Source organism: Nonomuraea cypriaca (genome assembly GCF_015645445.1).
Taxonomy (GTDB): domain Bacteria; phylum Actinomycetota; class Actinomycetes; order Streptosporangiales; family Streptosporangiaceae; genus Nonomuraea; species Nonomuraea cypriaca.
In genome coordinates, this window is sequence record NZ_JADOGI010000270.1 from 1 (window position 1) to 13217 (window position 13217).

General features: G+C 70.0%; 13 protein-coding genes. 8 read left to right on the top strand and 5 right to left on the bottom strand.

Annotated elements, in window-relative coordinates; translation table 11 throughout:
* Window positions 1-16: 16 nt before the first annotated feature.
* From ITP53_RS47965 to ITP53_RS47975, 3 genes are read right to left on the bottom strand one after another with little or no spacing between them, the layout of a single operon-like run.
* Entirely contained in the window at window positions 17-1231 is a 1215-nt protein-coding gene (locus tag ITP53_RS47965) for an NADP-dependent isocitrate dehydrogenase (protein ID WP_195902152.1), read from the bottom strand.
* A 53-nt stretch (window positions 1232-1284) separates the two neighbouring features.
* Entirely contained in the window at window positions 1285-1584 is a 300-nt protein-coding gene (locus ITP53_RS47970; RefSeq protein ID WP_195902153.1) for a DUF3017 domain-containing protein, read from the bottom strand.
* A 4-nt stretch (window positions 1585-1588) separates the two neighbouring features.
* Window positions 1589-2710, bottom strand: a complete 1122-nt coding sequence (locus ITP53_RS47975; protein ID WP_195902154.1) for a citrate/2-methylcitrate synthase — start codon at window positions 2708-2710, stop codon at window positions 1589-1591.
* A gap of 240 nt (window positions 2711-2950) precedes the next feature.
* Here ITP53_RS47975 and ITP53_RS47980 point away from each other — a divergent pair, with 240 nt between their 5' ends.
* Window positions 2951-3598, top strand: coding sequence for an FHA domain-containing protein (locus ITP53_RS47980; protein ID WP_195902155.1), 648 nt, complete (start codon window positions 2951-2953; stop codon window positions 3596-3598).
* Between the two features lie 225 nt (window positions 3599-3823).
* Here ITP53_RS47980 and ITP53_RS47985 read toward each other — a convergent pair whose 3' ends face one another.
* Window positions 3824-5236: a glycoside hydrolase family 10 protein gene (locus ITP53_RS47985; protein WP_236052007.1), complete on the bottom strand. Its 1413-nt coding sequence runs from the start codon at window positions 5234-5236 to the stop codon at window positions 3824-3826.
* 205 nt (window positions 5237-5441) lie between these two features.
* Here ITP53_RS47985 and ITP53_RS47990 point away from each other — a divergent pair, with 205 nt between their 5' ends.
* Window positions 5442-6872, top strand: coding sequence for a glycoside hydrolase family 3 protein (locus tag ITP53_RS47990; protein ID WP_195902156.1), 1431 nt, complete (start codon window positions 5442-5444; stop codon window positions 6870-6872).
* Window positions 6869-7729 carry a MurR/RpiR family transcriptional regulator gene (locus tag ITP53_RS59835; RefSeq protein ID WP_328818171.1) on the top strand — a complete coding sequence of 287 codons (861 nt, stop codon included), beginning with the start codon at window positions 6869-6871 and terminating at the stop codon, window positions 7727-7729. The genes ITP53_RS47990 and ITP53_RS59835 overlap by 4 nt, the downstream gene beginning before the upstream one ends.
* Window positions 7730-7831: 102 nt before the next feature.
* Here the strand turns inward: ITP53_RS59835 and ITP53_RS48000 are convergent, their stop codons facing one another.
* A complete protein-coding gene (locus ITP53_RS48000; RefSeq protein ID WP_195902158.1) occupies window positions 7832-8602 on the bottom strand; it encodes an IclR family transcriptional regulator domain-containing protein in 771 nt (256 codons plus the stop codon).
* Between the two features lie 103 nt (window positions 8603-8705).
* Here ITP53_RS48000 and ITP53_RS48005 point away from each other — a divergent pair, with 103 nt between their 5' ends.
* The 5 genes from ITP53_RS48005 to ITP53_RS48025 all read left to right on the top strand — a co-directional run.
* Window positions 8706-9644, top strand: coding sequence for an ABC transporter substrate-binding protein (locus ITP53_RS48005; RefSeq protein WP_195902159.1), 939 nt, complete (start codon window positions 8706-8708; stop codon window positions 9642-9644).
* Entirely contained in the window at window positions 9641-10420 is a 780-nt protein-coding gene (locus tag ITP53_RS48010; protein WP_328818174.1) for an ABC transporter permease, read from the top strand. The genes ITP53_RS48005 and ITP53_RS48010 overlap by 4 nt, the downstream gene beginning before the upstream one ends.
* Window positions 10421-10483: 63 nt before the next feature.
* A complete protein-coding gene (locus ITP53_RS48015) occupies window positions 10484-11272 on the top strand; it encodes an ABC transporter permease (RefSeq protein WP_195902160.1) in 789 nt (262 codons plus the stop codon).
* Window positions 11265-12035: an ABC transporter ATP-binding protein gene (locus ITP53_RS48020; protein ID WP_195902161.1), complete on the top strand. Its 771-nt coding sequence runs from the start codon at window positions 11265-11267 to the stop codon at window positions 12033-12035. The genes ITP53_RS48015 and ITP53_RS48020 overlap by 8 nt, the downstream gene beginning before the upstream one ends.
* Window positions 12032-13217 (top strand): thiamine pyrophosphate-binding protein (locus ITP53_RS48025; protein ID WP_195902162.1); only part of this gene is annotated, 1186 nt, incomplete at its 3' end. The genes ITP53_RS48020 and ITP53_RS48025, both read left to right, overlap by 4 nt.

Consider the following 13217-nt stretch of genomic DNA (forward strand, 5'->3'; position numbering starts at 1 on the left):
GCCCCCCGCGTGGGGGCTAGGCCATCTTCTTCCTGAGATTCTCATCTAGGGCCGCCAGGAAGTCCTGGGTGGTGAGCCACTTGGCGTCGCCGCCGACCAGGAGGGCGAGGTCCTTGGTCATCTGGCCGCTCTCGACGGTCTCGACGCAGACCTGCTCCAGCTTGGTGGCGAAGTCGGTCACGGCCGGGGTGTTGTCGAGCTTGCCGCGGTGGGCCAGGCCACGCGTCCACGCGAAGATCGAGGCGATCGGGTTGGTGGAGGTGGGGTTGCCCTTCTGGTGCTGACGGTAGTGGCGCGTCACGGTGCCGTGCGCGGCCTCCGCCTCGACGGTCCTGCCGTCGGGGGTCATCAGGACCGAGGTCATCAGGCCGAGCGAGCCGAAGCCCTGGGCGACCGTGTCGGACTGGACGTCGCCGTCGTAGTTCTTCGTGGCCCAGACGTAGCCGCCCTCCCACTTCATCGAGGCGGCGACCATGTCGTCGATGAGACGGTGCTCGTAGGTGATGCCGGCCTGCTCGAAGTCCGACTTGAACTCGGTCTCGTAGACCTCGGCGAAGATGTCCTTGAAGCGGCCGTCGTACGCCTTGAGGATCGTGTTCTTCGTCGACAGGTAGACCGGGTAGTTGCGGGACAGGCCGTAGCGCATCGACGCGCGGGCGAAGTCGCGGATCGAGTCGTCCAGGTTGTACATCGCCAGCGCGACGCCGCTGCCGGGGAAGTCGTACACGTCGATCTCGATCGGCTCGGAGCCGTCCTTCGGGGTGAACGTCAGGGTCAGCGTGCCCTCGCCGGGGATCTTCAGGTCGGTGGCGCGGTACTGGTCACCGAAGGCGTGACGGCCGACGACGATCGGCTTGGTCCAGCCGGGGACGAGCCGCGGCACGTTGGACATGATGATCGGCTCGCGGAAGATCACGCCGCCGAGGATGTTGCGGATGGTGCCGTTCGGCGACCGCCACATCTTCTTGAGGCCGAACTCCTCGACCCGCGCCTCGTCGGGGGTGATGGTGGCGCATTTCACACCGACGCCGTACTTCTTGATCGCGTTGGCGGCGTCGATGGTGACCTGGTCGTCCGTGGCGTCGCGGTGCTCGATGCCGAGGTCGTAGTACTTCAGATCGACGTCGAGGTAGGGAAGGATCAACTGGTCCTTGATGAACTGCCAGATGATCCGGGTCATCTCGTCGCCGTCAAGCTCGACGACCGGACCCTCCACCTTGATCTTGGGCATGCGAATGGTTCCCCTTCAATGTATTGATACGTCGAGGCTATCGGACCGTCCCGTCAACGGGCCAAAAGGGACAAGATGAGCGCCTTGAGCTCGTTGTTGTAGAGCAGGAGCGAGGTCAGGACCATCACGAAGCCGAACCCGGCCAGCGTGATGACGTCCGTCGTCCTGCTGCGTACGGCGAGCTGCCCCGCGTATCCGGCGAAGCGGAGAGCGGCGGCGATCATGACCACGGCGCCCATGGCGAACCCGCCCCAGCGCGGGTGCACGACGAAGATGGCGAGCATGCCGACGGCCGCACCCGCCAGAATCAGCGGGTACGGCCCCCAGCTCTCGCGCTCGGTCCCTTGACTCAACTGTTCATCGCTCGTCGATCGGCTTCCACTTCTGGTCGGTCTCACCGATGTACTCACTGTCCGGGCGGATCAGCCGGTTGTCGGCGTGCTGCTCGATGACGTGGGCGGTCCAGCCGGACATGCGGCTGATCGAGAATACCGGCGTGAACAGGTCGGTGGGGATGCCGAGATAGTGATAGACCGAAGCGGCGTAGAAGTCGACGTTCGGGTAGAGGCCCTTCGTCTCGAAGACGACCTCCTCCATGTCCTTCGACATCCGGTAGTAGGTGTCGTCGCCCGTCGCCTCGGCCAGTTCGGCGGACATCCTGCGCAGGTGTGTGGCGCGCGGGTCCTCGGTCTTGTAGACCCGGTGGCCGAAGCCCATGATCTTCTCGCCCGCGGCCAGCTTGTCGCGTACGGCCTGGGCCACGGCGCCGGGCGACAGCGACTCCAGCGTCTTCATGACCTGCTCGTTCGCCCCGCCGTGCAGTGGGCCCTTGAGGGTGCCGATGGCGGCGACGATGGCGGAGTGCATGTCCGACAGGGTCGCGGCGCAGACGCGGGCGGCGAACGTGGACGCGTTCATGGTGTGGTCGGCGTGCAGCACCAGGCACTCGTCGAAGATCTCGACCTCGCGGGCGCCAGGGGTGCGGCCGGTGACCTGGAGCAGGAAGTTCGCTGCGATGCTGAGCCCGGGGTCGGCCTCAGGGGCGCTGCCGCCGGTGCGGGCGGCGTGGTAGCGGGCGATGAGCAGCGGCTGCTGGGCGGTCAGCCGGGCGGCCTTGCGCAGGTTGGCCTCGGGGGCGATGGAGTCCTTGTCCCGATCGTCCGCGCCGGACAGCGAGACCAGCGAGCGCAGCGCCTCCATGGGTTTCTGCTTCTCGGCGATCTCGGCGATGTTCGCCGCGACCAGGCCACCGAGCTCCCGCCCCTGGACCAGCTCGGCGCCGTACGCGTCCAGCTCGGATCTGTTGGGCAGCTTGCCCCGCTGTAGCAGGTGTGCGGTCTCCTCGAACGTCGCGCGGCCGGCCAGATCGTGGATGTCGTATCCACGGTAGAAGAGCCGGCCGGCCTTTCCGTCGATGTCGCTCAGCGCTGTGGACGCCGCTACGACATCGGCCAGACCTTTCGTGGGCTTGTCCGCCATGAGTGTTTCCTCCGCGTATCTCCGTCCGAAGTCTACCCGTGAGCTGGAAAAACCGTCCGCAGAGGTCCAGACCAATTTCACGTCGGATTCTGCTTTCGGCAAAGGCGATTCCGCATCCCCTCGTTTGGGTAAGCCGGAGCTGTAGTAATAGTTACGGCGGGCTACCTGGGGAGGAACTGCCGTGCCCAGGAGTAGGCGTGCCGTTCATACGCTGCGTCAAACCCAGGGGAGGAACCGCCAGTGGAGGGGCCGTTCATACGCATCGAGGACACCGGTGAGGTGGTCCCGCTGCGCCCCGAGATCACGACGGTGGGGAGGGGCCGGGGCGTGGACATCCGGCTCACCGATCCCAGCGTGTCTCGACTCCATGCCGAGTTCGTCAGACGAGGACCCTACCTGTATGTCGTCGACCTGGGACTGTCCAGGAACGGCACGCGGGTGAACGGCAGGCCGATCGCCCGGAGGGTCCTTGACGACGGCGACGTCGTCTCGTTCGGTGCGGCGCGGGGTCGCATCGGTGGAGTCCCCCGTGAGGACTTCACCCCAGAGGTCGAGCTGCGCAGGGCGGCGGCGCCCGAGCTGACCAGGCGCGAGGTGGATGTGCTGACCTCGCTCTGCAGGCCGGCGCTGTCGGACGAGGCCTTCGTCGCTCCGGCGACCGCACGCGAGATCGCCGACGACCTGGTCGTGACCGAGGCCGCGGTCAAGCAGCATCTGCTGCGGCTCTACCAGAAGTTCCGGATTCCCGAGGGCACCAACCGGCGCACGCGACTGGCCAACGAGGTCGTCGCGCTGGGCCTGGTGCGCCCCACCCCTGTGGTGCCACCACAGCGGGCATCGGGAGCCCCCACCGAGCAGCCGTCGGCGGCCGGGCGCAGAGCTTCTTGACCACGGGATCGCGACCGGGGCTTCGGCGAGGGGTTCCGGCAGCGTCGGAACCCCTGGTGACGTGCGACTGCGCCCGCGGCTGAGGTGTTGCGGGCAGGCGGGTCCGGCGTGCCCGTCGCCGGTCGGCAGGCAACCGGCGACACGAGCGCGCGTAGCTTGCCCTGACGCGCCCTGACGAGTCCGGGTCAGGTGACGCCTTCCTGGCCGGCTGACCCGGAAGCCTGGTCAGATGGCCCGGAAGGCGTTGCTGGGCTTGCTGGTCCTGTTGGCCCGGTCCACCGCCACCACGTAGTAGTGGTCGCCGCGCTTGCCGCCGGGGTCGGTCCAGCGCACCTGCCGGTCGCCGGGCACGACCGCGACCAGGTTGCGCGCGTCGGCGAAGGCGCCGGACGACGCGTGCCGGTCGAAGCGGAAGATGGCGAACTGGAATGGCTCGTCCCTGCCGGTGGCCACCGCCCGCACCTCGACCCCGCCGGAGCGGCGCAGCGCGTACGCCACGACCGGCCGCCTCGGCGGCTCCCCCTTCTCGAGACGGGGCAGCACGGGCGCGAGCGCGGGCCGTACGTAGTGGTCGTTGACCGCCGTCGAGATGGACGCGAGCCGGTCGGCCCTGACGTCGTTGGCGTTGTACCAGATGTCGCCGCCGATCTCCGGGTGGTCCCTGTTGAGTGTCAGGTGCCTGGACAGCTCGCCGGTGGCCTGCCATTCGGCCGCCTGCGCCGGGTCGCCCGCCTTGTACGCGGCCTGCCCGATCCACAACAGCGTGCCGGTGCCGCTCGCCACGTCCGACCACCAGGGGACGAGCTTGGAGTAGTCGGCCGGCGGCTGCCCGATGTACCAGTAGAGCTGCGGCGCGATGTAGTCGAGCCAGCCCTTCTTGACCCAGCCGCGGGTGTCGGCGTGCAGGTTGTCGTACGACTGGCCGCCGTTGGTGTCCGAGCCGGTCGGGTCGGTGCCCTTGTTGCGCCAGATGCCGGACGGGCTGATCCCCCAGGCGACCTCCGGCTTCTCCGCCAGCACGCGCTGCTGCATCTCCTGGACCATGAGGTCGACGTTGTCGCGCCGCCAGGCGGCCAGGTCGGGGAAGCCGGCGCCGTACTGGGCGAAGGCGGCGCTGTCGTCGAACGCGGTGGTGTTGGTCGGGTAGAAGTAGTCGTCGAAGTGCAGGCCGTCGATGTCGTAGCGGGTGACCGCGTCCATCATCGCGTCCTGGCAGAACTTCCGTACTTCCGGCATGCCGGGGTTGTAGTAGAGCTTGCCGCCGAACGGCAGGATCCAGTCGGGGTGCTTGCGCCCGGGGTGGTCGGGGTGCAGCTTGGCCGGATCGGCCTGCATCGAGACGCGGTACGGGTTGAACCACGCGTGGAAGGCCAGTCCCCGCTTGTGCGTCTCCTCCACGGCGAACCCGAGCGGGTCGTAGCCGGGATCCTGCCCCTGGGTGCCGGTCAGATACTGTGACCAGGGCTCGAACGGCGACGGCCAGAACGCGTCCGCCGTCGGCCTGATCTGCACGAACACCGAGTTCAGCTTGCGCTGCACGGCCAAGTCCAGCCAGGCCAGATACTCGGCCTTCTGCTCGTCGGCGCTCAGCCCAGTCCTGGACGGCCAGTTGATGTTGACCACGGAAGCGATCCACATACCGCGCATCTGACGTAACGGTGGCACATGATCCGCCTGTGCGAAGGCTGGGAGCGGCACGGCGGAAGCGGCGGCGGCGAGGGCGAGACCCTTCAGGAGAGTACGTCTGCTGGGCATTGGGGGGTGGCCTCTCGAAAGCAGTTGTGTCGAGGGCGACGATGACAGAAAATTACCTTCAGATCAACAACTGTGAAGGAAAATGCCGATGAGCGGTGACCTGTACAGACTGGCGATGACCGTGCTGCACCCGGGCTACGAGGGGACGACCACCCCCGACTGGCTGCGCCGGGCGCTCGGCGACGGTCTCGGCGGGGTCGTGCTGTTCGCCCGCAACGCCATCGACGCGCAGGTCGTACGGCAGTTCCGCGCGGAAAACCCGGACACCGTCGTCGCGATCGACGAGGAGGGCGGCGCGGTCACCAGGCTGGAGGTGGCGGCCGGCAGTTCCTTCCCGGGCAACCGGGCACTGGGCGTGATCGACGACGTCGACCTCACCGAGCGGGTGGGCCGCCAGATCGGCAGGATGCTCGCCGAGCTGGACATCACCCTCAACTACGCGCCCTCCGCCGACGTGAACGCCAACCCCGCCAACCCCGTGATCGGCGTCCGCTCGTTCGGCCCCACCCCTGACCTGGTCGCCCGCCACACCGTGGCCTACGTCGGCGGCGTGCAGGCCGCGGGCGTGGCCGCGTGCGCCAAGCACTTCCCCGGCCACGGGGACACGGTCACCGACTCCCACCTGGCGCTGCCCACCGTGCACGCCTCCCGCGAACTGCTGTCCGAGCGCGACCTGCCGCCGTTCGTGGCCGCGATCGACGCCGGGGTGCGCTCGATCATGTCCGGCCACCTGCTCGTGCCCGCCCTCGATCCGGCGATGCCGGCGACGCTGAGCCGTACCATCCTGACCGAGCTCCTGAGGGGCGAGCTCGGTTTCGACGGGATGCTCGTCACCGACGCCATCGAGATGCGGGCGGTGGCCGCCATGTTCACCCCCGGCGAGATCGCGGTGCGCGCGCTCAACGCGGGCGTGGACGCCATCTGCGTGGGGCTGTCCACCGAGGAGAGCCTGCACGAGATGCGCGACGCGATCGTGGCGGCGGTCCGCGCCGGGGTCCTGCCCGAGGAGCGGCTGGCCGAGGCCGCCGCCCGGGTCCGCTCCCTGTCCGAGTGGTACGCCACCCGGTCCGCGCTGCGCGACAAGGCCCGGGAGGACGTCGACGAGGGCGTGGGCCTGGACGCCGCCAGGAGGGCGCTTACCACGGCCGGAGCCGCCACACTCGACCGGGGACCGCTGGTCGTGGAGGTCAACACCCGCATGAACAAGGCGGTCGATCCGGCCACGCCGACCGGCATCACGGCGGCGCTCACCGCGCTGCTCCCTGACACGGCCAGGATCCAGATGGAGCAGGAGGGCGAGCTGCCGGCGTTCGACGATCGGCCGGTCGTGCTGGTCGTCCACGACGCCGCGCGGCACCCGTGGGTGCGGGAGAGCGTGGCGAAGGCCGTCGCGCTCCGGCCCGACGTGATCGTGGTCGACACCGGCGTCCCCGACACGCCCTCCGGCGCCGCGCACGTCGCCACCCACGGGATCTCCCGCGTGTCCGCGCAGGCGGCGGCGGAATGGCTCGCCCAGTGACGACCGAACCGGCCAACCCCGTCGCGGCCGTGCGTGCCGTGCTGCCCTCGCTCACCCCGGCGGCGCAGGGCATCGCCCGCATCATCCTGGACGACCCCGGGCTGGTCGTGCGCAGCACGATCACGGAGTTCAGCGCGGTGTCAGGGACGAGCGAGGCCACGATCGTGCGTACGGCGCGGGCGCTCGGCTTCGGCGGATACTCGCAGATGCGCTTCGCGCTGGCGGCGGCCGTGGCCAAGGAGCCCGAGCGGCTGGTGCCCGGCGACCTCGCGCCCGACGGCCCGCTGACCGACGTGATCGCCAAGGTGGCGCGGGCCGAGTCGGAGGCCCTGGCGGACACGGCCGCGCAGCTCGATCCCGACCAGCTCGGCGAGGTGGTGCTGGCCATCTCGGCGGCGCGGCGGGTGGACGTGTACGGTGTGGCGGCCTCGGGACTGGTCGCCACCGACATGTCGCACAAGCTGCTGCGGATCGGGCTGTCGAGCCATCCGTTCAGCGACGCGCATCTGGCGTTGACCAGCGCGGCGCTGCTCAGGACCGGTGACGTGGCGGTCGCGATCAGTTGCAGCGGCGAGACGCCCGACGTGCTGGTGCCCGCGCGCACCGCGGCCGAGGGCGGGGCGTTGATCGTGGGGATCACGAACAATCCTCGGTCCTCGCTGGCCGGGCTGGCGGATCACACGCTGGTGTCGGCGGGGCGGGAGACGGCGTTCCGGCCCGGGGCGCTGGCCAGCCGGATCAGCCAGTTGCTGATCGTGGACTGCATCTTCGTGGGGCTGGCGCAGCGTACGTACGAGAAGGCCGACGCGGCCATCCGGGCCACGCGCGACGCCACGGACCGCTACAGGAAGCGGTGAGCCCGATCCTCAACACGGTCAGGTGCGGATGACGGACACGGAGGCCGGGCCGGGTTCGGGTCAGGTGCGGATGACGGACACGGAGGTCAGGTCGGGTTCGGGTCAGGTGCGGGTGACGGAGACAGAGGTCAGGTCGGCTTCGATTTTCGCCGCAGTGGAGAGCAGGGGCGGCAGGAGGTCGCGGCGGACCGCCTGCAGGCTCGTACGGCTGGCGTGCGTGGAGACGTTGACCGCGGCCACCGTCCGGCCTGAGCGGTCGCGGATGGGCGCGGCGATGGACCGCAGCCCCTCCTCCAGCTCCTGGTCCACCATCGCCCACCCGCGCTCGCGAACCTCGTCGAGCTCCGCCCGCAGCGCGGCGGGCAGCACGATCGTGCGCGAGGTGAGCCGGCGCAGCTCGGCCCCCTCCAGGTACGCCTCCAGCCGCTCGGCCGGCAGGGCCGCCAGGAGCACCCGGCCCATCGACGTGCAGTGGGCGGGGAACCGGGTGCCGATGCTGATCGTCACCCGCATGATCCGGGCCGTGGCCACCCGCGCCACGTAGACCACGTCCTCGCCGTCCAGCACCGCGACCGAGGCCGACTCGCGTACCTCGGCGGCGAGGCGTTCCAGGTGCGGATCGGCCACCTCGGGCAGCGTCAGGCTCGACAGGTAGGCGTATCCCAGGTCCAGCACCCTGGGGGTGAGCGAGAACAGCCGCCCGTCGTTGCGCACGTAGCCGAGGTCGGCCAGGGTGAGCAGGAACCGCCGGGCCGCCGCCCTGCTGAGCCCGGTCGCGCGGGCCACCTGGCTGAGTGTCAGCTCAGGCTCTGTGGCGCTGAACGCGCGGATCACGGTGAGTCCCCGGGCCAGCGACTGCACATGATCAACCATGGTGATCCCTTGACAGGAGCCGACAAAGGCGTAAGTTCCGCGATAACGGGGGCGTTCGGTTAGAGAATACCTGTACGCATAGCGCACAAACTAGGGAGTAGCCGTGCGTCGCGCTCTCGTGGTCCTCGCCGCTCTCCTGGTGGCCGCGTGCGGCGGCACCCAGTCGGCGGCGCCCGAGCAGGCCCAGGGAAAGACCAAGGTCAACGCCGGGGTCATCGCCATCCTCGACACCGCTCCGATCCATCTCGGCAAGGCCAAGGGCTTCTTCGACGAGCAGAACATCGACCTCACCATCACCCCCGTGCAGGGCGGCGCGGCCAGCGTCTCCGGCGCGGTCAGCGGGCAGTTCCAATTCGCCTTCGCCAACACGACCTCGCTGCTGACGGCCAAACAGCAGGGGCTCGACGTGAAGGTGGTCGCCAACGGCGTCTCCTCCACCGGCGAGCAGGGCAAGGACTTCAGCGCGGTGCTGGTCAAGCCGGACAGCCCGATCAGGACGGCCGCGGACCTGGCGGGCAAGAAGATCTCGGTCAACCAGCTCAAGAACATCGGCGACACGACCGTACGCGCCTCCGTACGCAAGGCAGGCGGAGACCCCGGCGGCATCGAGTTCATCGAGTTGGCCTTCCCCGACGCGCCCGCCGCGCTGCAGAGCGGCCGGGTGGACGCCATCTGGGTGGTCGAGCCGTTCGTCAGCCAGGCGCTCGGACAGGGAGCGCGCGCCGTGGCGTGGAACTTCGCCGACGCCGCCCCCGATCTGACCGTCGCCATGTACTTCACGACCGGCCGGACCGACGCCGACCTGACCAGGCGGTTCACGGCGGCGATGCGTAAGTCGCTGGAGTACGCCGACACGCATCCTGACGAGGTCAGAGAGATTCTGACGACGTACACGAAGATCACGCCTGAGGTGATCGCGAAGATGTACCTGCCGAAGTGGCCGGTCGAGGTCAACAGGGCGTCCGTGCAGACCGTGGCGGACCTGGCGCTGGCCGACGGGGTGCTCAGCGAGAAGGTCGACGTGTCTGCGCTGGTGCCGTGAGGCGTCTTCTCAGCAGGATCGGCTACGGCCTGGCCGGGCTGGGCGGGCTCCTCGCGCTGCTGGAGGCCGTGCCGCGGCTCGGCCTGGTCGACGCGCGGTTCCTGCCGCCCGCCTCGGAGATCCTCGCCACGCTGGCCACGCAACTCGCCACGCCTGCGTTGTGGGTGGCGCTGGGCGAGACCATGCGCGGGTGGGCGCTGGGCCTGGCGATCGCGTTCTGCGCGGCGGTCGTGGCCGGGGTGGTCATCGGGATCGTGCCGGGTCTGCGGGCGGTGACGAACTCCACCGTCGAGTTCCTCCGCCCGATCCCGTCGGTCGCGCTGGTGCCGCTGGCCACGCTGCTGTTCGGGCCCTCACTCGGCTCGACGCTCATGCTCGTGGTGTACGCGTCGTTCTGGCAGGTGCTCATCCAGGTCCTGTACGGCGTCGCGGCCGTCGACCAGGTGGCCTTCGACACCGCCAGGTCGTACGGGTTGTCGGCCTGGTCGCGGGTCAGGCATCTGGTGTGGCCGACGGCGTTGCCGTACGTGATGACCGGGCTCAGGCTGGCGGCGGCGGTGGCGTTCATCCTGGCGGTGACGGCGGAGCTGGTGATCGGCAGTCCGGGGCTCGGCGCCGAGATCCAGGTGGCGCAGAGCGGCGGGGCCGTCCCGGTCGTGTACGCGCTCATCGTGCTGGCCGGGCTGGTGGGCATCGGGGTGAACGCGGCCGTGCGACTGCTGGAGCGCAGGGTGCTGGCCTGGCATCCGGCCGTCCGGTCGGAGGTGGCCGCGTGAGAGCTGTCCGGTCGGAGGTCACCCCGTGAGACCCGTGAGAGCGGTCCCCTCGGAGGTGGCCGGATGAGATCCGTGGGAGCGGTCGCGTCGGAGGTGGCCGGTTTGAGAGTCGTCAGGCTGGTGGCACTGCCCGCGCTGCTGGTGGTGGTCTGGTGGGCGGTCGGCGGGAGCACGTTCTACCTGCCTGGTCCGGTGGAGGTGGGGCGGGCGTTCGCCGAGACGTGGTTCTCTGAGCGGCTGGTGGACGACGTGCTGCCGAGTCTCGGACGGTTGCTGGCGGGTTATGCCGTGGCCGGGGTGCTCGGCGTGGGGCTGGGCGTGCCGATCGGGCTGTCGCGGCGGTTGCGGGCCACGCTGGAGCCGGTGCTGGAGTTCTTCAGGGCCATCCCGCCGCCCGTGCTGGTGCCGCTCATCATGTTGCTGGCCGGGATCGACACGCCCATGAAGGTGCTGGTCATCGTGTCGGGCTGCGTCTGGCCGATCCTGCTGAACACCGTCGAGGGCGTACGCGCGCTGGACGAGGTCCTCGCCGACACCTGCCGCATGTACGGCGTACGCGGCGCCTCCAGGCTGCGGCGCTTCGTGCTCCGCGGCGCCAGCCCGCAGATCATGACCGGGCTCAGGCAGGCGTTGTCGATCGGGATCATCCTGATGGTCATCAGTGAGATGTTCGCCAGCTCCAGCGGTCTGGGGTTCACGATCGTGCTGTTCCAGCGGCAGTTCCAGATCGCCGAGATGTGGAGCGGGATCCTGCTGCTCGGGCTGCTCGGCCTGGCCCTGTCGGCGCTATTCCGCCGGCTGGAGCGGTGGGTGTTGTCCTGGTACTACGGCAGTGGAGCCGCCCGTGCTTGAGATCTCCTCGTTGACCAAGGTCTACGCGAGCCCCGGCCGCCGCGTCGAGGCGCTGCGCTCGATCACCTTCAGCGTGGGCGCCGGCGAGATGGTGTGCGTGGTGGGGCCCTCCGGGTGTGGAAAGACCACGTTGTTGCGGTGCGTGGCCGGGCTGCTGCCGGTCAGCGGCGGCGAGGTGCGCGTGGCCGGCGTGCCTGTGACCGGGCCGCCGCCGCGCATGGCCGTCGTCTTCCAGGAGTACGGCCGCAGCCTGTTCCCCTGGATGACCGTCTGGCAGAACGTCGAGCTGCCGCTGAAGGAGAAACGGGTGCCGGCCGCGCGGCGGCGGGAGCTCGTCACCGACTCGCTGCGCGCGGTCGGTCTCGGCGACGTGGCCGACGCCCATCCGTGGCAGTTGTCCGGCGGGATGCAGCAGCGTGTCGCGATCGCGCGGGCGGTGGCGTACGAGCCGCAGGTCATGCTGATGGACGAGCCGTTCGCCGCGGTGGACGCGCAGACCCGGGCCGACCTGGAGGACCTGATCCTGCGGTTGTGGCGGGACCTCGGGGTGACCACGTTGTTCGTGACCCACGACATCGATGAGGCCGTCTATCTCGGGCAGCGGGTGCTCGTGCTGTCCTCGTCCCCGACAGTGATCATGGAAGATCTGAAGATCGACCTGCCGCCCGATCGGGACCAGCTCACCACTCGGTCGCTGCCGAGGTTCGGCGAGCTGCGCGGGCATGTCTACCGGCAGATCCAGCAGGCGAGGGGGTCGCGGTGACCACGGTTCGACAGGCCACGTTCGAGGTGCTCAGGCGGTACGGGCTGACCACGATCTTCGGCAATCCCGGCTCCACCGAGGTGACCCTGCTGACCGGGCTGCCGGACGACCTGCGTTTCGTGCTGGCCCTGCACGAGGGGTCGGTGGTGGGCATGGCCACGGGGTGGGCCATCGGGCACCAGGCGCCGGCGCTGGCCGTGCTGCACACCGCCGCCGGACTCGGGAACGCGGTGGGCGCCATCGCCACCGCCCGGGTGAACCGGGTGCCGCTGGTGATCCTCGTCGGGCAGCAGGATCGGCGGCATCTGGCGCTGGAGCCTTTCCTGGCGGGGCGGCTCGGCGGGCTGGCCGGGGAGTACCCGGTATGGACTGACCAGCCGGCCCGCGCCCAGGACGTGCCGGGCTCGGTGGCCCGTGCCTTTCACGAGGCGGTCACCTTCCGCGGGCCGGCGCTGGTGGTCGTACCGATGGACGACTGGGCGGCCCCCTTCGACGGCGAGATCGTCGCGGCCCCGGGCCGCGTGATACGACCGGCGGCGGTCGCCGACGCCGACCTTTCGCCCCTGGTCGAACTGCTGACCAAGGCCCGCTCACCGGCGATCGTCGCAGGCGCGGGTGTGGGCGTGGGCGTCGGCGGGGACGCGGCGTCGCCTGCGGGCGTGGATGCTGGTGCGGGCTCGGGTGTGGATGTGGGGTGGGAGTCGCTGGTTTTGCTGGCGGAGCGGCTGGGGTGTCCGGTGTTTCAGGAGTCGTTCGGGGCTCGGGCCGGGTTTCCGCAGGATCACCCCCAGTACGCCGGGGTGCTGCCGTCCGATCGGGTGCGGCTGCGGGCGGCGCTGGCCGGGCACGACGTGGTGCTCGCGGTGGGCGCGCCCGTCTTCCGCCAGTACCCCTACACGCCGGGGCCGCTCGTGGAGCCGGGCACGTCGATCGCGGTGATCACGGACGAGCCGGCGGAGGCACATCGCAGCCCGGCCGCCGTGGCCTACCTGGCGACCCCGGCGATCGTCTGCGCCCGCCTGGCCACGCTCCTCCCGGCCCGGCCCCAGGATCCGACCAACGCGCGGCCACGGACTACCACCGCCGGAACCCAACCGCCGACCGCCACCGCGACACCGGCCCCCACCGCCGGAACCCCACCATCGAGCGCCACCGAGACACCCACCCCGACCACCCAGACGC

What these genes read in the sequence shown, in the direction of transcription:
- ITP53_RS47965 (WP_195902152.1), bottom strand. Translation starts at nt 1,231, where the DNA reads ATGCCCAAGATCAAGGTGGAGGGTCCGGTCGTCGAGCTTGACGGCGAC.
- ITP53_RS47975 (WP_195902154.1), bottom strand. Translation starts at nt 2,710, where the DNA reads ATGGCGGACAAGCCCACGAAAGGTCTGGCCGATGTCGTAGCGGCGTCC.
- ITP53_RS47985 (WP_236052007.1), bottom strand. Translation starts at nt 5,236, where the DNA reads ATGTGGATCGCTTCCGTGGTCAACATCAACTGGCCGTCCAGGACTGGG.
- ITP53_RS47990 (WP_195902156.1), top strand. Translation starts at nt 5,442, where the DNA reads ATGAGCGGTGACCTGTACAGACTGGCGATGACCGTGCTGCACCCGGGC.
- ITP53_RS48000 (WP_195902158.1), bottom strand. Translation starts at nt 8,602, where the DNA reads ATGGTTGATCATGTGCAGTCGCTGGCCCGGGGACTCACCGTGATCCGC.
- ITP53_RS48015 (WP_195902160.1), top strand. Translation starts at nt 10,484, where the DNA reads ATGAGATCCGTGGGAGCGGTCGCGTCGGAGGTGGCCGGTTTGAGAGTC.